We start from the raw sequence: 18,082 nt of genomic DNA, 5'->3' as shown, positions 1-18,082 counted from the left end.
TTAATATAGTTTTAACACTACATTAAGATTTCCTACAGAGTAAAAGCGGTGTATTTAAATTTTATATATATTTGAATTATATTTCACTGAAAGCCAATGTTCGAAAATTTTAGCCGCTACCTGCTGGATAAAGCCGCCTTTACAACTACAGAGCTTAACCAGATAAAAGCAGTGAGCCATATTATTAAGGTACAAAAAGACGAATTATTTGTACAGGAAGGTAGCATTTGGCCCTATAATGGCTTTGTGTGCAACGGCCTTGTGCGTTCATTTACCATAGATGATTACGGTAATGAATGTACCCTGAATTTTGCCCCGGCAGATTATTGGGTGGGTGACCGGGCGAGCCTTTTAACAGGAAAGCCTGTGCCTTTTAGTGCCGATGCTATAGAGGATAGCCATATTATACTGATAGAGCAAAAGGATTTTCATGAATTGTGCAAAAAAGTTGACACATTTAATACGCTTATGAGTGGTATGATCCAGAAGAATATCGAAATTACTCATAAGTATATTAACGAAAGCATCAGTATGAACGAGAAAGAAAAATACTGTAGGTTTCTTGATAAATATAAGGCCGTTTCTCATCGCATACCTCATGACATGATAGCATCTTACGTGGGTGCAACACCAGATATACTTACCCGCATACAAAAAAGCATTTCTAAATAGGTAAGAGAAAAAATATATTTAACAAGGATGCCCTTTCAGTAATCATGAAAGGGCATTTTTATTTGGTTAAAATTTCTTCGCATTCAATAATTGAATATTCTGTAACTGCAAATCTGCTAACTTTGCAGTATGTATGCCCTCATTGACTGCAATAATTTTTATGCCTCCTGCGAGAGGGTTTTCCAGCCTAAGTGGCAGGGAAAGCCTGTTGTGGTGCTGTCTAATAACGATGGCTGCATTATATCGCGCAGTGAAGAGGCAAAGGCACTGGGCATAGGCATGGCTGAACCAGAATTTAAAATACGGGAAATGCTTAAGGAGCATGGTGTAGGCGTTTTCTCGTCTAACTACTCTTTATACGGAGACCTTAGTGAGCGTGTTATGGGTATAATGGAATTATACACCCCAAATGTAGAGGTATACAGTATAGATGAGGCTTTTCTTGATTTTAATGGTGTGGCTGTGCCCGATTTTCATGCTAAAGGTTTAGAGATACGCAACCGGGTTTTAAAGTGGCTAAGCCTGCCTGTATGTGTGGGTGTGGCTCCTACCAAAACACTTTCTAAAGCGGCTAACCGCATTGCAAAAAAATACCAGGAACGTACCGGAGGCGTGTATGTAATGGATACTGAAGAGAAGCGTATAAAAGCCTTAAAGTGGCTTAAAATAGAAGATGTATGGGGCATAGGCTACCGTACCGTACGAAAGCTTAAAGCTAAAAATATACTTACCGCCTACGACTTTACCCTTCCTCATTTAGAGCCGTGGATAAAAAGTGAAATGGGTGTGGTGGGTATGCGTATTAAAATGGAACTGGAGGGTACGCCGGCCATTGGCGATGGTGCCGTGCCCGAAAAAAAGAAAAGCATTGCCACTACCCGCAGTTTTCCTAAGCAGCTTACAAACTATGACCTTATTCGGGAGCGGGTGAGTACCTTTGCAACCGTTACTGCCGAGAAGCTCAGGAAACAAAACTCTATGTGCCACACCGTTATTGTTATGCTTGTAGCCGATAAGCACAAAATAGAAAATACCAAGTATCATTACAGCAGGGCCGTAACATTGCCGTTTGCCACAAACTCTGCACTTACAATAAGTGGGGCTGCGGTGCAGTTGCTAAAAGACATGCTTGCCAGTACTGATACTGTTAAATTTAAAAAAGCAGGGGTTATTGTTAGCGAACTTGTGCCTGACAACACCAAGCAATTTAATATGTTTACTGAAGAAGACCCGCGCCACCTGGCACTTATGCAGGCTATGGACAAAGTAAATGCAAAAATGGGCAGCCGTGTTATAAGGCTTGGCGCGCAGGCCGAGAAGACCTGGGATATGAAACAGGAAATGCGATCGCCAAGATATACCACAAATATTAACGATATACTTATTGTGCAATGCCGGTAGATAAAAACAAAAAACCTGCACTTACTTTTTATGCTCCCGAACAGAGGGCAGACACTGCATTGCCGTTGATAAGCCATAGCATTTCGGCGGGATTTCCGTCTCCCGCGCTCGATTTTATGGAATATAAAATCGACCTTAACCAGCATCTTGCCCGCAATGCGCTGAGCACTTTTTATATAAAAGTTGCAGGATCGTCTATGACGGATGCCGGTATAGATGATGGCGACCTCCTTGTTATAGACCGCAGTATAGAACCTGCCGACGGGCGCATCGCCATTTGCCTTATAGATGGTGAATTTACCGTAAAACGCCTTAAGCTGGAGGTTGACTGCCTTTACTTAATGCCCGAAAACACCGCCTACCAGCCCATAAAAGTAACCGAAGAAAACCAGCTTATTATTTGGGCTATTGTTACGTATGTGGTTAAGCGGGTGGGGTGATTTTTAAATATTTTTAGATTATGAGTTAGCGAATTTGAGTGAAGCTAAGGCCTTAAACTTCGTTGCGTTAAGCAAATTATAAGTTGAGGCGTTAAGAATCATTTGCTGTTTGAGCGTAGCGAGCTTGCCTGCCGGCATAGGCAGGTTCAAATGATTTAGCCGAAGCTTATAATTTGTAGCATAAGAAGTTGAGCCTTGAATTTTTGCTTCTTTTGTTTCAAGACAAAAGAAGAGGAATATAATGATTGAAGATGTGTTAACGCTCTATCTCTTTAGAAAGGTTGTGTTACTTTTTTAAAGGATGTCCCAGCCAGATCATAACTAAAGGCAATAATAAAAACGGAATCTCGATAAGTGCAATTTTTATGTTGCCGGATCGTAATGCCAATGCCATAATTACAACAATCATAACGGCGTTAATGAGGCAGGCTGCAAAAAATGTTTGCGGCAATAATATCATTATTCCAACAACTAAAGAAAGTACGCCCAATATTAAACCTGCTGTACTGTTAATACCCAGTTGCGACAGCATTTGGGTGCTTTCCGGCTTGGTGCTTATAAGTCCGTCCCAGGCATGCTTAAAGTTTAAAAAAGCAGTAATAAATATAAGTAGTATGCTGACTATTTTCATGAGTTTTCAAGATAAATATATTAATCAAAAATGCCGGTTTTACCCGGCATAAATTTTAAGGATTAAGTATTTTAAAACGGGCCTTAAGTACTTCGGGGCCGCCATTTGCCATATCGGTACTGTGTAAATACGTAATCTCTTCCTCGCCTTTTTGCAAATCTTCAAATACCTTATCAATAAAACCGCTTACAGGAGGAAAGCTACTGTGTATGCCTGTACCGCCAAGGTTTGTGTCAAGCGCAGGCGGAATAAGTTCTATTACCTCTATGCCTTTATCTTTTAATACGTAGCGGGTAGTAAGTGTAAAAGAATGAAAGAACGCTTTAGTAGCACTGTACACCCCTATTTTACTGGCAGGTACAAATGCAAGGCCAGACGTAACATTAATTAGCGTTTTAAGCGATGGTAACAAAGAAAATAGCTTAGTAAGGTGCATGGGTGCTACAATGTTTGTAACAATCTCAGCATCTGCGCGCTCCATAAAGTCGGCATCATCAATAGTCATCCAGTTTTGTATTCCTGCGTTGTTTATAAGCACGTTAAGGTCAGGATGATTTTCTGCAACCCAGTTGTAAAGCGCTACGCGATCATCTTGAACAGAGAGGTCGCTAACTTTAGTTATAACTTCCGGATATTTATCTGAAACTTCTTTTAAAACACTTTCGCGCCTTCCGCAAATAATAACGGTATTGCCTTCATTAAGAAAACGTTCGGTAAGGCCTAATCCTATACCGGTTGCCCCGCCGGTAATTAAAATTTTGTTGTTTGATAGTTGCATCTTGTTTTGTCTTTACTAATTATACTACAAAGTTAGGGCAGGAATATTAGTTACGGTTTGTAAACATCAATCGCCGATTTGCAAAAATCAAATATTGCTTCAGGAACGGAAACCTATTGGCGAAAGCGACGTTTGCTTTTTAAAGAAGTTGCTAAAATGCGCTACCTCTTCAAAACCCAGCGCGTATGCAATTTCAGATATATTCCAGTCGGTTTGCTTTAAGAGTATTTTCGCTTCCTGCGTTATGCGGTTTTTAATAAAATCGGTAGTGGTTTTGCCGGTACTTTCTTTAAGTACTTTATTAAGATGGTTAACATGCAAGGCAAGCCTGTCAGAATAATCTTTTGCGGTACGAAGGCTTAGCTTTTGGTGTGGCGACTCAATAGGGAACTGCCTCTCCAGTAGTTCTATAAATAACGACACTATCCTCGCGGATGAAGTGTTGGCTGTGTACAAACCTGTATCGGGCTGTAGTTTCTGGCCGTAATGTATGAGCTCCATTATGTAGTTGCGCAGCAAGTCGTACTTAAAAGCATAATGGCCTGCAAGCTCGGTATGCATTTTTGTAAATATGGCTTCAATTTCTTTAGCCTGAACATCGTCAATCATAAAAACAGGAAACCCACCGGGAGAAAAAATAGGCAGGTCGTCTATTATAACGCCGCTTTTTCCCTTAGCTAGAAACTCATCGGTAAAAATACAAAAGAAGCCTCCCTGGTTCTCATCGAGCGCGTGCCATTTGTAAGGTACGCGCGGCGAAGCAAATAGCAGTGCGTAGGTATCTATCTCCACGGTTTTATCGGCATATTCGGCACGGTTGCGGCCGCATATAAAACTTATCTTGTAGTAGTTGCGGCGGTTGTAGGGCATAAAGGGCTTTATGCGGTATTGTGCTACAATATCGCCCACATTAAAAACATTAAAATGGCCTATCTCTTTACCTATACCTTCGGGAACGAGCCGCCCGGATGCACTTTTGTAAAAATCTTCTAACGTTATTGCGTCCATAAGATATTGTTGTAAAATTCAAAGGTAGCTAATTGATCGATATGTTTTAAATTTCGGAAGGGAATGTATACTGATACAGTATCATGCAAATAATAAATTTTAACGTGCAACGCGCTCCTTACAAAAGTGTTTTTGTATAAATTTGTAATCTGTTATATTGCAGATATTAAACTAATACAAAATACACGTATGAACATTGCCAAAAAACTTACCCTTATAGCCGTTGCGGCATTACTTTTTGCAAGTTGTAAAGACACCTCTAAAGATGGTAACTTAGAAACTCCTGCTAAAGATGTTGTAACAGACAGCGCACAAAACAAACATACGGCTGCCAACCTGGAAACTGCCAGTTTTAAAATTGACGGTATGACATGCCCAATGGGGTGTGCCGCTACAATAGAGCAAAAACTGTCTAAAATGGATGGTGTAGAAAAAGCTAAAGTTGATTTTGACAGCAAAACAGCTACTATATCATTCGACCCGGCTAAGCAAACTACAGAAAGCTTTGTAGAAACAGTTGAGAAAATTGCCGATGGTGCTTACAAAGTATCTGATGTAAAATCATCTGGCGATAAAGCATTCTTTGATGCTGCCAGACATGATAAGGATAAAAAGAAAAAGAAAAAAGAAGCTAAAACTACTACAGCTAAAACGGATAAGAAAGATGCTAAAGCATGCTCATCTGCCGATGCTAAAAAAGGCGGATGTTGTGCTAAAGGTGCTGATGCTAAAAAGGCATCGTGCCATGAAGCTAAAGGCGGAAGTTTGTAATCTTTTTATAATATATATTGAAGCAGCTTTACGGCTGCTTTTTTTGTGTTTTTTAGCCACGAATTATAGTGAAAGAAACGCGGATGCCACAGATGCTTCGCAATCACAGATTAACTCAGATTTTTTTCACGTGCTGTAATCGCGAGGCACGAAGTGATTTTAAAATTTCGAGATTCTTCGGCTTCGTTGCACTTCGCTCAGAATGACAAAACTTTATGTTCTAAGGAGTCAGTTATAATAAATTAAGGTGACGCGGATTTGTGTTGATGTTGCAAAATATTAGATTAATGCGGATTTCTTTATATGCTGTCATCGCCGAGGCACGAAGTAATCTTAGAATTTGAGATTCTTCAACTTCGTTGCACTTCACTCAGAATGAAAAGCGTAATCATTCGTAATTTATAATTACTAAATCGTAAATCAAAAAATTATTTCCAGATGATGGTTTCCATAAGGTTTTTCATGTCTTCTTTTATGTAGGCAGCGGCCGGCATTACAGAGTCGTAATTGGGCTTTGCGTAAAAATACATAGAGCCTGTAAGGAAATGCCTGGTACTGTCGGTTACATAAAACTGGGCGTTGGTAGCGGCATCGCCACCCACCTGCGAAAACATGCCGTACACTTTGTTGTTGGCGTTTATAAACGGCTGTGCATTTATGTTGTCGGCCTTAATTACGTGTTTGTAAGTAAGTTCCTCGGCGTCATGCAAAAGCTTTTCGATGTTGTTATTTACCGGTTTATAGGTAAGGTAAATGGTGGCCTTCATTTTAGGGTATTCTATGGTAAAGTTGCATTGGCCCTTGCTTTTAACTTTTGCCAGTTCATTATAGGCAAAAGTATACGGGCAATCACTGTTGTAAGGTTTATAATCGCCTATGGTGTAATCCAGTCTTAAAAAAGCTTTGGGCTTGGGTACGGTTTCTTCATGGCAGCTTGTAGTAAGACCGCCTATTGCAACAAGTAGTACCAAACACCATAATTTATATATCATTTTCATACCAGTGTAACCTTAATTTGTTTTATCCTTCTCTTATCAACAGATTCGACCGTAAAGATATTGCCATTAAAGCTAATTTTTTGTCCTTTTTTAGGGAAATTACCGGTTAGCTCCAGCACCAGCCCTGCAAGGGTTTCGGCTTCGCCTTTGGCTTCATCAAAAGATCCTTCGTCAATATCTGTAATGCGATAAAAATCTTTAAGCCCTATCTTGCCGTCAAACAGGTAATTGCGGTCGTCTATTTTAGAGTATATAATGTCTTCATCGTCAAATTCATCGCTAATATCGCCTACAATTTCTTCGAGTATATCTTCAAGCGATATTATGCCCGACGTGCCTCCATATTCATCTACCACAACGGCAAGGTGGTTTTTCTTTTCCTGAAATTCCTTTAGTAAATCGTCCAGCTTTTTGTTTTCGGGTACAAAAAATGGCTGGCGCAGTATGTCCTGCCATTCAAATTCGGTAGCATCTATATAAGGTATAAGGTCTTTAAGAAAAAGCACCCCCTCAATCTGGTCTATATTATCGCGGTAAACGGGTATGCGGGAGTAGCCGGTCTTTACAATTTTAGGGAGTATGTCGCAAAAAGGCTCTGTAACGTCTAACGCAAAAATATCTATACGTGGGCTCATAACCTGCCGTGCCTCGGTATTGCCGAAGGTAACTATACCCTCAAGCAATTTTTGTTCTTCTACAGTAGCATCACCATAATCAGTTAATTCCAGTGCCTGCGAAAGGCGATCTACAGATAATTCTGACTTTTCCAGTCCAAATTTCTTATTGAGCCACAAGGTTACTTCGCGCATAGGGATGCTAAGCGGCGACAGTGCTTTGTTTAATATGAAAAGAGGGTAGGCAACGGTGCGCGAAAAAAGGCGGTTGTTGCGGCCTGCATACACCTTTGGTATTACTTCGCCAAAGAGTAGTATGAGGAATGTTATAATGGCTACCTCGATGCCAAAACGCAGCCACGGAATATGGACGGCAGAAAACGCATTCATCTTAAAGAAAAAGATGATGATGGCTATATTAATAAAGGTGTTGGTAATTACAATAGTGGCGAGCAGCTTTTTAGGCTTTTGCAGCAATTGTGTAATAAGGCTGCCCTGGCGTGGGGTTTTAGCATTTATCCTGTCGATATCCTGTGAAGACAGCGAAAAAATAGCTACCTCTGTGCCCGATATAAATGCAGAACATAAAAGCAGGAATATAATACCTGCAAAACCTGCTGTAAGGTTATAATCTATAGAAATGTAACTCGCGGGGCCGGGGTCCAAAATGTGGTGTGTTAGTTAGTATTAAAACGGCAGGTCGTCATTGGCCGGCACGCTTGGCATATCGTAATTAGTTTTTGCAGGTTCGCCCATAGTCTGGGCAAAAGGCTGCTTGTGGCTCTCTACCTCTTTTTTTACAGTAAGAAAGGTAAACTCTGTAACCTGAATTTCTGTAGTATACTTGGTTTGGCCATCCTCGCCCTGCCACTGGCGCGATTTTATGCGGCCTTCTATATATATCTTATCGCCTTTAGTAAGGTATTTTTCGCAAATTTCGGCAGCTTTGTTGCGCACTACAAGATTGTGCCACTCTGTGCTGGTTATTTTCTCGTTAGTTTGCTTGTTAATATACACCTCATTAGTAGCCAGCGGAAACCGCCCTATGCAGTTGCCTCCCTCAAAATAATGGATCTTTACATCATCGCCCAGATGCCCTATAAGCATCACTTTATTTAAGGTCCCGTTCATGGCTTTGTTTTTAGTGTTCTATCAAATTTAGTAAAATTAATCATCATTCCCAATGCTTCTCCATAAAATTATGAATTACTATAGGGTAAGGCAGTAATTTTACCTGCTCATTATCAATAGCTTCAGTCAGAAGCAAATCAGTGCCCGCTTCCCAAAAACGTATGTGCAGCTTTTGGTGCGACAGCTTGTGTATAATAACATCCGGGTGCAGCAATCGTATACTTTTTGGCACGAAGCCAAGCCCTTCAAAATTTTCTATAAGTTGTGTTGTAGCGGCCTTATCGGTTAATGTTTCGGTTTCCACAAGCGGAAATTCGTACAGGCCAAACCAAATACCTTTATCGCCGCGGCGGTTAACAATGGTTTTGCCGGCACCGTCTTTAACGATAATATAGTTAAAATAACGGTTGGTTACTTTAGTCTTTTTCAGCTTAACAGGCAGCTGGTTTACACGGCCGGTTAAAAAAGCCACACACTCCTTGTTAAAGATACAACTACCGCAATTAGGATTTTTAGGTACGCATTGCAGGGCACCAAACTCCATCATGGCCTGGTTAAAGGCAGATGCATCGTCTTTAGGCAATAGTGATGCGGCAAGCTCTGTAAACTGTTTCCTGGCACTGCTGTGAGAAATATCTGTATCTATGCCAAAATAACGTGCCAGTACACGGTACACATTACCATCTACCACGGGCACGGCCTCGCCATAACTTATAGAGGCAATGGCTGCAGCAGTGTAATCGCCTACGCCTTTGAGTTTTAGCAGGCCGGCATAGCTGGGCGGGAAGCTGCCGCCTAAATCATAAGCTATGTGTTTTGCCGTGGCATGCAGGTTACGGGCGCGGCTGTAATAGCCCAGGCCCTGCCATAATTTAAGCACCTGTTCCTCTGGCGCAGCGGCCATATCCTGCACGGTAGGGAAGGCCTCTATAAAACGTAAAAAGTAGGGTAATCCCTGTGCCACACGGGTTTGCTGCAGCATTATTTCTGACAGCCAAACGGGGTAGGGTTGCGGTGTTTTGCGCCATGGTAAATCGCGTTTGTGCTGCAAATACCATTGAATTAAAGACTTAGAGAATATCATTGTTATGCTGTGGTTTGCAAAAGTAAAAGTTTATGTTATTAAATTTTAATAGATTACCTTGAATTATTGTTTTTTTAATTGTTATATTTGCACACTCAAAAAAAATACACAATCATTAATTTAATAAGAAAATGACGAAAGCAGACATCGTAGCGAAAATTTCGGAGAAACTTGGTCTTGAAAAAGGAGATGTACAAGCAACAGTTGAGTCTTTCATGGAAGAAGTGAAGACATCATTAGAAACCGGAGACAACGTATACCTAAGAGGTTTCGGAAGTTTTATCATCAAAACGCGTGCTGAAAAGACAGGAAGGAATATTTCTAAAAATACTACCATCAAAATACCTGCTCATAATATTCCGGCATTTAAGCCTGCAAAAATATTTGTAGACGGTGTAAAAACCAACACTGAAGTAAAAGAGAACTAATTATTAACCACCAATCCCTTATCTAATTATGCCAAGTGGTAAAAAAAGAAAAAGACATAAGGTAGCAACGCACAAACGTAAAAAACGTGCAAGAGCTAACCGTCACAAAAAGAAAAAGTAGTGCAAACTACTTTTTTCTTTTTTAATGTGAAAAGTTCATTGAAATTGTCTTTAGCAGACTAAGAGATTTTAGACATCAGATGATAGACTAAGCTTCGGTTAAGGTCTTTTATCTTAAATCTATTATCCTAAAAATCTGTCTAAAGTATCGGGTACACAAAAAAGCTACCTGTAAATTATTATTTAATCCATCTGTATTAGTTAACAGTAGGACAGTTAACAGTTTACAGTTTGAGGGCGTTCCTTAAACTGTTAACTGTAAACCGTAAACTTAAAACTGCATACGGATAAAAATGTACAGTGTGAACAAAGAATTGATTATCAGATCTGGTTCTGACGCCGTAGATTTTGCCTTATTAAAAGATGGAAAACTAATAGAATTACACAAGGAACAGGAAGACAAAAACAAGTTTAGCGTGGGCGATATTTATATTGCCAAAATTCGTAAACCTGTGGCCGGCCTTAACGCCGCCTTCGTAAATGTGGGCTTCGAGAAAGATGCATTTTTGCATTATCACGACCTGGGCCCTAATCTTCCTACCCTGCTGAAATTCATGAAACTTGTAAGCGCAGGTAAATTAAAAGATTACTCCTTAAAAACCTTTCCGTTTGAAAAAGAGATAGATAAAGATGGTGCTATAGCCGATGTGCTAAGCTCTAACCAGTCTATACTCGTTCAGGTGGTAAAAGAGCCCATAAGTACCAAGGGCCCACGCATAAGCTCAGAGCTTTCGCTGGCCGGACGTTATGTGGTGCTGGTGCCTTTTTCTGACAGGATATCTATTTCACAGAAAATAGAATCGAAAGAAGAAAAAGACCGCCTAAAACGCCTGGTGCAATCTATCAGGCCAAAAGGTTTTGGCGTTATTGTGAGAACAGTAGCCGAAGGAAAAAAAGTAGCAGAACTGGACCGCGACCTGCAAAACCTGCTGGACAAATGGACAGCAATGTGCAAACGCATACCCAGTGCCCACCATCCCAGCAAAGTATTGGGCGAAGTTAACAAGGCTTCCTCTATACTGCGCGACGTATTTAATGATACCTTTACAGGTATCTACGTAGATGACGAGGACCTGTACTACCAAACCAAGGACTATCTGCAGGAGATAGCTCCCCATAAAGCGAATATCGTGAAAAACTACCAAAGCAAAGAACTGCCCTTATTTGAAAAATATAATATAGAAAGGCAGATTAAAACCTCTTTTGGCAAAACGGTATCCATGAGCAAAGGTGCCTACCTAATTATAGAGCATACAGAAGCCCTGCACGTTATAGACGTAAACAGTGGTAACCGCTCTAACAAGGCCCTTAGCCAGGAAGATACTGCACTGGAGGTAAACCTTATTGCTGCCGCAGAGATTGCGCGCCAGCTACGTTTAAGGGATATGGGAGGAATTATTGTTGTCGATTTTATAGACATGTCTAACCCCGACAACCGTAAGAAGCTTTTTGACTTCCTGAGGGAAGAAATGAGCGACGATAAAGCAAAACACAAGATCCTGCCCCCGAGTAAATTTGGCTTAGTACAAATTACACGGCAAAGGGTACGGCCTGAGGTAAACATTAAAACAAGGGAAGAAGACCCGAATAATGAAAATTCGGAAATTGAAGCCCCAATTTTAGTAATTGACCGAATAGCGGCCGACCTTGAAAGAATATTAAAGAGCCATAAAAAAGTTGTGCTAAGTGCACACCCTTTTGTGGCCGCATACCTAACTAAAGGGTTCCCGTCTATACGCACTAAATGGTATTTAGAGCATAAAAAATGGGTAACCGTTATACCACGTGACGCTTACACGTATTTAGAATACCACTTTTTTGATAGCAAAGGAAACGCTATCGCAGAATAACAGAAACCGCTCTTATCGTTGATAAGGGCGGTTTTTTTGTTTGATGAGGTTTGTGTTTTATTCTAAAAACTCATACTTATGCTTAACTGTCAGTTATTTAGTTAAAAAAAATACTTTTAAGCGTTCAAATTCTCTAAGGTTTTTCTTAAATTTACTAAAAAAGAAAAGCTATGAAAAAAATCCTTACACTTTTATTGTGCACGGTAGTACTGTGCGCATGCTCTAACGACGACAGTAATAACAATGTTAATCCGGGCAACGGTAGTTTACAAGGCCGTTGGAACCTGAACAGCTACACGGCTTTTGTGGCGGTTTTACCGGTGCTGGAACAGGGCGATATTACCTGGACTTTTAACGAAGCGGGTACAAGCCTTGTTGTAAACAATACCGTTCAGGATGTTTATCCTTATATGCTGGCATCGGGTACTTATAATGTAACTCTTACAGCTGATGCATTATTTATAATTGCAGATGGTTTTGAGTCGGAGTATGAGTACGATTTTGCCGATGGTGCGCTTACACTTCGTGATACTCAGGGGAGTGGCGACGGGCCTCACATGCAGTTTAGCAGGAATTAATTATCTGCATTTAACTTTTAGCAGGCTGTCTCAAAAGTGTCATTCTGAACGTAATGCAATGAAGTGAAGAATCTCAATTGCTTGATAGTAAAAGATTCTTCCTTCGTCAGAATGACAAAAAATGCTTGTAAGTACTTTTGAGACAACTCCTTTTTGTATGTATTGCATGCACCCCTTTAAGGTTGATTTCAGTTATTAACCCAAAAGTGCTATACCCCATTATAGTTGTTTGTGTTTTCTTTAACGCTATGCGTTTATGCTAAAATAAAGAGGTAGTGGTATCTTTGCAATTCTTAAGATTTGCTTAAGATTATACTTTACTATTTATTTCATGATAAGAAAACTACTACTCAGTTTCGCGCTGCTGTTTCTTTTTGCAGGCTGCGATATGTTCGATTACCATCCTTACGATGGACAAATTACAGGAGATAAGGGCGTTAATGCAAAAAACATTGCACGTATAGAGGCTGCCTGTGCCGGCAAAACATCTATCAAGTTTGTGTCTATGGGCGACACCCAGCGCTGGTATGACGAAACCGAAGAATTTGTAAAGGCACTTAATAAACGCAATGATATTGACTTTGTAATTCACGATGGCGACTTTACCGATTTTGGTGCTACCGAAGAATTTATGTGGATGCGCGATATTATGAATGGCCTTAATGTGCCTTATGTGGGTTTGCTGGGCAACCATGACTGCCTTGCTAATGGCGAAGATATTTTCCGGACTATTTTTGGCCCCGAAAATTTCTCATTTAAGGCTGGTAATGTAAATTTTATATGCCTTAACACTAACGCCCTGGAGTTTGACTACTCGCGCCCGGTGCCTGATTTTGAGTTTATTCAGAATGAGATTGACAAACAACAGCCCGAACAGAATAAAACAGTTGTTGCCATGCACGCCCGCCCGTACTCTGAACAGTTTGATAATAATGTGGCAAGGGTTTTCCAGAACATTATTAAAGGCTTTCCTGATTTGCAATTTTGTATTAACGGGCATGACCACCATCTGCAGGCAAACGATCTTTTTAATGATGGTATTATGTACTACGGGTCGGCCAGTATCGACAAAAAATCCTATTTAGTTTACACTATTACACCAGATAATCAATATACTTATGAAGTTGTTTACTTTTAAAACGAAAATAACCCTTTTAGCTGTTTTTGTTTTTTTAGTAAATAACACTACAGTACAGGCACAAAAAGTGGTTAAAGACACTGTGCTAATTATTACCGACTCTATTAAACCTAATGGCGAGAAAAATTACCGTGCCGGTTGGGGTATTTTAATTCCCGAATATGCCAAGCTGCAATATGCCGGGTCTATGGGTTTCCTGTCTCTTGGCGGTGGATGGGATTATGGTAAACGAAAACAGTGGGAGACCGATCTTTTTATTGGCTTCCTGCCGCATTATTCTACCTCTAAAAACAAGATTACTTTTACCTTAAAGCAAAACTATATACCCTGGAAACTTGATATAGGCTCAAAGTTTATGATTGAGCCGCTAACTACCGGTTTATATTTAAACACTATATGGGGCCGCGATTTCTGGGTTAAAGAACTGGAAAAATACCCAAACAGCTATTACGCGTTTTCATCTAAAATAAGGATTAACGTATTTGTGGGTCAGCGTATAACTTATAAGTTTAAAGAAGACCGGGAAATTTTTAAATCGGCGACTTTCTTTTATGAGGTAAGCACTAACGACCTGTACCTGTTAAGTGCCGTTAACAACAGTTACCTTAAACCTAAAGATTACCTTGTATTATCACTGGGGCTTAAAGTACAGCTGTTTTAACAGCTGCCCTTACAGCAAATAATTTATTAAATGCCTGTGCTGTAAAATAGTGCAGGCATTTTTCTGTATGAGGCAACTATAAACTATAGACCGTAATTTGTATCTGCTTTCCGCTCGTTTGTATAAGTAGGGAGGCGGGTCGCCGGTATAACTTTGTATCATAATCTAAAAGATACAAAATAATGTCTAAAACAATTTTTATAACAGGAGCATCCCGCGGTTTTGGGAAACTTTGGGCCGAAGCATTTTTAAAACGTGGCGATAAGGTGGCGGCTACTGCCCGTAATACAGATGCCCTTAATGACCTCGTTGCTACTTACGGCGACGCTATTTTACCCATACAACTTGATGTAAACAGCCGTGCCGAAAGCTTTGCTGCCATTAATAAAGCAAAAGAACATTTTGGCGGCCTCGATGTGGTTATCAACAATGCCGGTTACGGTTTGTTTGGTACCATAGAAGAAACATCTGAAGAAGAAGCCCGCAGCCAGATAGAAACTAACGTGTTTGGCCTGCTATGGGTTACACAGGCTGCGCTCCCTATATTCCGCGAACAAAAACATGGCCATATTATACAAGTATCAAGCATATTAGGTATTGCTACGCTTCCGTTGCTTGGTATGTACAACGCCTCTAAATTTGCTGTAGAAGGACTTAGCGAAACCCTTTCGCAGGAGGTTAAACAGTTTGGTATAAACATTTCGCTAATAGAGCCAAATGGTTTTGCGACCGACTGGGCCGGCGCAAGTGCTGCCCAAACCCAACCATTGGAAGTGTATAGCGATGTAAGAAGTGCTTTTAACGAGGCTAACAGCGCAGAAGGTGTTTTTGGAGATCCTGATGCTACAGCCGCAGCAGTACTTAAGTTAGTAGATGCCGAAAACCCTCCGCTTCGCCTGTTTTTAGGTAAGCACGCTTTACCATGGGCTAAAAATGTATATGAGGAGCGCATTGCAAGTTGGGAAGAATGGAACGACGTAGCAACGGCTGCACACGGAATATAAAACCAATCGGTATTTTTTGTAAATTTACACCTGCTGCTTATTGGTATGCAGGTGTAATTATATTTTAAGCTCATGAAACATTATAAAACCATTAGCGACCTTAACCGTGCGACAGGCTTTCCGCCACCGGAAAATCCATTACTGGGGCTGGTGTTGTGCGAAGGTATAGACCCATGCTCTATTACCCAAAGTGCTTTTACCGGCGATTTTTACATGATAGGTTTCAAGAAAATGCAGGCTGGGCTGGTTATGTACGGGCGTACCCGTTATGATCATGACAACGGCTCTATGATGTTTATAAAGCCACGCCAGATAATAGAAATTAAAGATGTAGAGCTCGAAGAAAAAGGTTTTATACTTTTTATACATGAAGATTATTTAAACGGGCACCCGCTGCATCAGGAAATTAATAAGTACGGCTACTTTGATTATGAAACCAACGAGGCACTGCACCTTTCGTTGCGCGAGGAAGAATTAATGTGGGAGCTGTATCATAAAATAGAACAGGAATATTACAACAACCAGGACGAGTACAGCCGTGATATTATATTAACGCATATAGATTCTATACTTAAATATTCGCAGCGGTATTACAAGCGGCAGTTTATAAACAGGACAGAGCTTTCGGGTAAAACGGTATCTAAATTTAATGCATTGCTGGGGTCATATTATGATAGCGGCCTGCTTAAACTAAACGGAATGCCTAATGTAAAGCAAATGGCCGTGCAGCTTAATACATCGCCACGCTATTTAAGCGACCTGTTACGGCAGGAAACCGGCAAGACGGCGTTAGAGCTTATCCATATCTTTCTTATTGCCGAAGCGAAGAACCTGTTGCAGGCATCTCAAAATACAGTGTCGGAAACGGCCTATGTACTGGGATTCGAAAACCCTCCATATTTTTCGCGCCTCTTTAAAAAAGAAACAGGGTTTAGCCCTAATGAGTTTAAAAAGCAGTTTGTAAATTATTAATTTGCGCTGTACTTTCAAAATGGTATTTTTACGGCTTTAACCTAAGGTTAGTAATCAAACTACCATCTATGAAAAAGATATTACTGTTTGTGCTTATTGGGCTAAGCATTACCTGCTTCGCACAAAATAGCGATGTTATTGTAATAGGCAATGTGCACACGCCTATGCCAAACTATAATGCCGACAGCCTTTTTAAAATCATGGAGCGAATAAAGCCTGACATTATATTACATGAAATAGATGGCTCGTATTTTACCGATGATTTTAAGTTTAAAGAGCCTTCTAAAGAAAACGAACAAAATGCTTCTGAGAAATATGTGGCTAAGCATCCTGCTGCACTATTGCGCCCTTTTGAGTTTGAAGGCAGGAATGAATATCGTCGTGCAAAAGGAATAAAACAATCTGAAAATCCTACAATGGATTTACTCGACAGCCTTTATACCGCGGGTAGCCTTACTAAAAAACAGGCGGATATTGTTGCCGAATATAAAAGGCTCACTGAACAGCTTAATTCTTTTGGTTACAAAAGTGCAAAGGAGTTTAATAACAAACGTACCGATAGCATCTCTAAACTGCGACAGTATTACCAGCATTATAAAATAAGGCAGGTAATAAATGAGCGCAAAGAATTTGCCAAACGATTTGTGATTACAACAACTAATGAGAGGGTAAGCTATGCCGAAGGGTATAACCGTTTTTGCGATTTTTGGGACTTGAGAAACCAAACCATGGCGAAGAATATAGTAACTGTAGTGCGTAATAATCCCGGTAAAAAAATTATGGTGCTAACTGGTTATTTTCATCGGTATTATTTATTAGAACAATTGAATAAGGCAAAAGAAAAAGTGAATTTTACATTAAAAGAATTTTACGAATAGCAAAGTATAAAGCACAACATCGTTGTATATAGCAAAAGCCATCGTAGTACGATGGCTTTTATAATTATAGACTAAACCTCGTTAGTAACCACGAGCTCTACCGCTACATTACCACGTATAGCGTTAGAGTAGGGGCATATTTCATGGGCTTTTGCAGCCAGGTCCTGCGCCACGGAAAGTTCTACGCCGGCAATATTAATGTTTAATACCACGCCTAATCCGTAGCCTCCTTTATCATTTTTACCTATGCTTACTTCGGCAGTAACGGTTGCTGTTCCGGCAGCGGCATTGTTTGCTTTTGCTATCAGGTTTAATGCGCTGTCAAAACAGGCAGCATAACCCGCGGCAAATAATTGTTCCGGATTAGTGTAGTCATCATTTGCACCACCCATAGCTTTGGGTGTCCTTAATTCAAGGTCTAATATTCCGTCAGAGCTTTTTACGTTGCCGTTCCTTCCGCCGGTAGCGGTAGCTTTTGCAGTATACAATTTATTCATTTTATTTAAACTAAAAGTTATGCTTAAAGGTACGTAAGCATAGTATGCGTACTGTAGTTATTAATACCAATTTAAGACTAACAAAAGGTATAGTCAAATGTTCTTTAAGGCATAAAACTTATTATGTTTATTACGATATGTACTACTACAAATATGGCTCCTAACAAAAATAATATGTATAAATAAAACATTTTAGGCCTGTAAACAACATGCATTACAGCTAAGACGAGATGAACTACTGTGCATAAGAAAAAACAACAAAATAATACACCTATATTTCTAACCTGAAAAAAGATGATTGATACAAAGGTGATTGCTTCTAACGATATTATTATATTGGTTCTTTTAACTAATGTATCTTTCATTGCTTAACAACTTGAAGTGGTAGAGTGTAAGGTAGATATTTTAAATAAATTAGCAACATTTAT

At 40.1% G+C, this 18,082-nt stretch carries 20 protein-coding genes; 12 read left to right on the top strand and 8 right to left on the bottom strand.

Annotated features, from left to right (window positions below):
• The first annotated feature begins 96 nt into the window (after positions 1–96).
• From F565_RS0118900 to F565_RS0118890, 3 genes are all read left to right on the top strand, one after another.
• Complete coding sequence (locus tag F565_RS0118900; protein WP_020214813.1) at positions 97–672, top strand: Crp/Fnr family transcriptional regulator; 576 nt, start codon at positions 97–99, stop codon at positions 670–672.
• 129 nt (positions 673–801) lie between these two features.
• Positions 802–2,073, top strand: a complete 1,272-nt coding sequence (locus tag F565_RS0118895) for a Y-family DNA polymerase (protein WP_020214812.1) — start codon at positions 802–804, stop codon at positions 2,071–2,073.
• Positions 2,064–2,513 carry a LexA family protein gene (locus tag F565_RS0118890; RefSeq protein ID WP_020214811.1) on the top strand — a complete coding sequence of 150 codons (450 nt, stop codon included), beginning with the start codon at positions 2,064–2,066 and terminating at the stop codon, positions 2,511–2,513. The genes F565_RS0118895 and F565_RS0118890 overlap by 10 nt, the downstream gene beginning before the upstream one ends.
• Before the next feature lie 286 nt (positions 2,514–2,799).
• Here F565_RS0118890 and F565_RS0118885 read toward each other — a convergent pair whose 3' ends face one another.
• The 3 genes from F565_RS0118885 to F565_RS0118875 all read right to left on the bottom strand — a co-directional run bounded on the left by F565_RS0118885 (position 2,800) and on the right by F565_RS0118875 (position 4,930).
• Positions 2,800–3,144 (bottom strand): hypothetical protein, encoded by a 345-nt coding sequence (locus F565_RS0118885; protein WP_020214810.1) that lies wholly within the window; start codon positions 3,142–3,144, stop codon positions 2,800–2,802.
• Positions 3,145–3,199: 55 nt separating this feature from the next.
• Positions 3,200–3,922 (bottom strand): SDR family oxidoreductase, encoded by a 723-nt coding sequence (locus tag F565_RS0118880; RefSeq protein ID WP_020214809.1) that lies wholly within the window; start codon positions 3,920–3,922, stop codon positions 3,200–3,202.
• A 99-nt stretch (positions 3,923–4,021) separates the two neighbouring features.
• On the bottom strand, positions 4,022–4,930 hold the full coding sequence (locus F565_RS0118875) for a helix-turn-helix domain-containing protein (RefSeq protein WP_020214808.1): 909 nt from the start codon (positions 4,928–4,930) through the stop codon (positions 4,022–4,024).
• A 189-nt stretch (positions 4,931–5,119) separates the two neighbouring features.
• Between F565_RS0118875 and F565_RS22765 the strand changes: the two genes are divergently transcribed.
• Complete coding sequence (locus F565_RS22765) at positions 5,120–5,701, top strand: heavy-metal-associated domain-containing protein (protein WP_020214807.1); 582 nt, start codon at positions 5,120–5,122, stop codon at positions 5,699–5,701.
• Positions 5,702–6,129: 428 nt separating this feature from the next.
• Here the strand turns inward: F565_RS22765 and gldD are convergent, their stop codons facing one another.
• From gldD to mutY, 4 genes are read right to left on the bottom strand one after another with little or no spacing between them, the layout of a single operon-like run.
• Entirely contained in the window at positions 6,130–6,699 is a 570-nt protein-coding gene (gene gldD / locus F565_RS0118865; protein WP_020214806.1) for a gliding motility lipoprotein GldD, read from the bottom strand.
• A complete protein-coding gene (gene gldE / locus F565_RS0118860; RefSeq protein ID WP_020214805.1) occupies positions 6,696–7,979 on the bottom strand; it encodes a gliding motility-associated protein GldE in 1,284 nt (427 codons plus the stop codon). Before gldE ends, gldD begins: the two co-directional genes overlap by 4 nt.
• Positions 7,980–8,000: 21 nt before the next feature.
• Positions 8,001–8,444 (bottom strand): single-stranded DNA-binding protein, encoded by a 444-nt coding sequence (locus F565_RS0118855; RefSeq protein WP_020214804.1) that lies wholly within the window; start codon positions 8,442–8,444, stop codon positions 8,001–8,003.
• A gap of 43 nt (positions 8,445–8,487) precedes the next feature.
• Entirely contained in the window at positions 8,488–9,528 is a 1,041-nt protein-coding gene (gene mutY, locus F565_RS0118850) for an A/G-specific adenine glycosylase (protein ID WP_020214803.1), read from the bottom strand.
• Positions 9,529–9,659: 131 nt separating this feature from the next.
• Between mutY and F565_RS0118845 the strand changes: the two genes are divergently transcribed.
• From F565_RS0118845 to F565_RS0118805, 8 genes are all read left to right on the top strand, one after another.
• Positions 9,660–9,956 carry an HU family DNA-binding protein gene (locus F565_RS0118845; RefSeq protein ID WP_020214802.1) on the top strand — a complete coding sequence of 99 codons (297 nt, stop codon included), beginning with the start codon at positions 9,660–9,662 and terminating at the stop codon, positions 9,954–9,956.
• A gap of 413 nt (positions 9,957–10,369) precedes the next feature.
• On the top strand, positions 10,370–11,926 hold the full coding sequence (locus F565_RS0118840) for an Rne/Rng family ribonuclease (RefSeq protein WP_020214801.1): 1,557 nt from the start codon (positions 10,370–10,372) through the stop codon (positions 11,924–11,926).
• Between the two features lie 170 nt (positions 11,927–12,096).
• Entirely contained in the window at positions 12,097–12,504 is a 408-nt protein-coding gene (locus F565_RS0118835; RefSeq protein ID WP_020214800.1) for a hypothetical protein, read from the top strand.
• Between the two features lie 331 nt (positions 12,505–12,835).
• The gene (locus tag F565_RS0118830) at positions 12,836–13,642 is read left to right on the top strand and encodes a metallophosphoesterase family protein (protein ID WP_020214799.1); all 807 of its coding nucleotides are present in this window, start codon (positions 12,836–12,838) and stop codon (positions 13,640–13,642) included.
• Positions 13,623–14,303 carry a hypothetical protein gene (locus F565_RS0118825; RefSeq protein ID WP_020214798.1) on the top strand — a complete coding sequence of 227 codons (681 nt, stop codon included), beginning with the start codon at positions 13,623–13,625 and terminating at the stop codon, positions 14,301–14,303. Before F565_RS0118830 ends, F565_RS0118825 begins: the two co-directional genes overlap by 20 nt.
• A gap of 182 nt (positions 14,304–14,485) precedes the next feature.
• Positions 14,486–15,307, top strand: coding sequence for an SDR family NAD(P)-dependent oxidoreductase (locus F565_RS0118815; RefSeq protein ID WP_020214796.1), 822 nt, complete (start codon positions 14,486–14,488; stop codon positions 15,305–15,307).
• Between the two features lie 72 nt (positions 15,308–15,379).
• Positions 15,380–16,279 (top strand): helix-turn-helix domain-containing protein, encoded by a 900-nt coding sequence (locus F565_RS0118810; protein ID WP_020214795.1) that lies wholly within the window; start codon positions 15,380–15,382, stop codon positions 16,277–16,279.
• Positions 16,280–16,347: 68 nt separating this feature from the next.
• The gene (locus F565_RS0118805) at positions 16,348–17,157 is read left to right on the top strand and encodes a TraB/GumN family protein (protein WP_020214794.1); all 810 of its coding nucleotides are present in this window, start codon (positions 16,348–16,350) and stop codon (positions 17,155–17,157) included.
• 71 nt (positions 17,158–17,228) lie between these two features.
• Here the strand turns inward: F565_RS0118805 and F565_RS0118800 are convergent, their stop codons facing one another.
• Positions 17,229–17,654 (bottom strand): organic hydroperoxide resistance protein, encoded by a 426-nt coding sequence (locus F565_RS0118800; RefSeq protein WP_020214793.1) that lies wholly within the window; start codon positions 17,652–17,654, stop codon positions 17,229–17,231.
• Positions 17,655–18,082: the final 428 nt, after the last annotated feature.

It is taken from the genome of Flavobacterium rivuli WB 3.3-2 = DSM 21788 (genome assembly GCF_000378485.1).
In the GTDB taxonomy this organism is placed as follows: Bacteria; Bacteroidota; Bacteroidia; order Flavobacteriales; family Flavobacteriaceae; genus Flavobacterium; species Flavobacterium rivuli.
The sequence above is the reverse complement of the archived record's forward strand: the minus strand, read 5'-3'. Positions and strand labels throughout refer to the sequence as shown.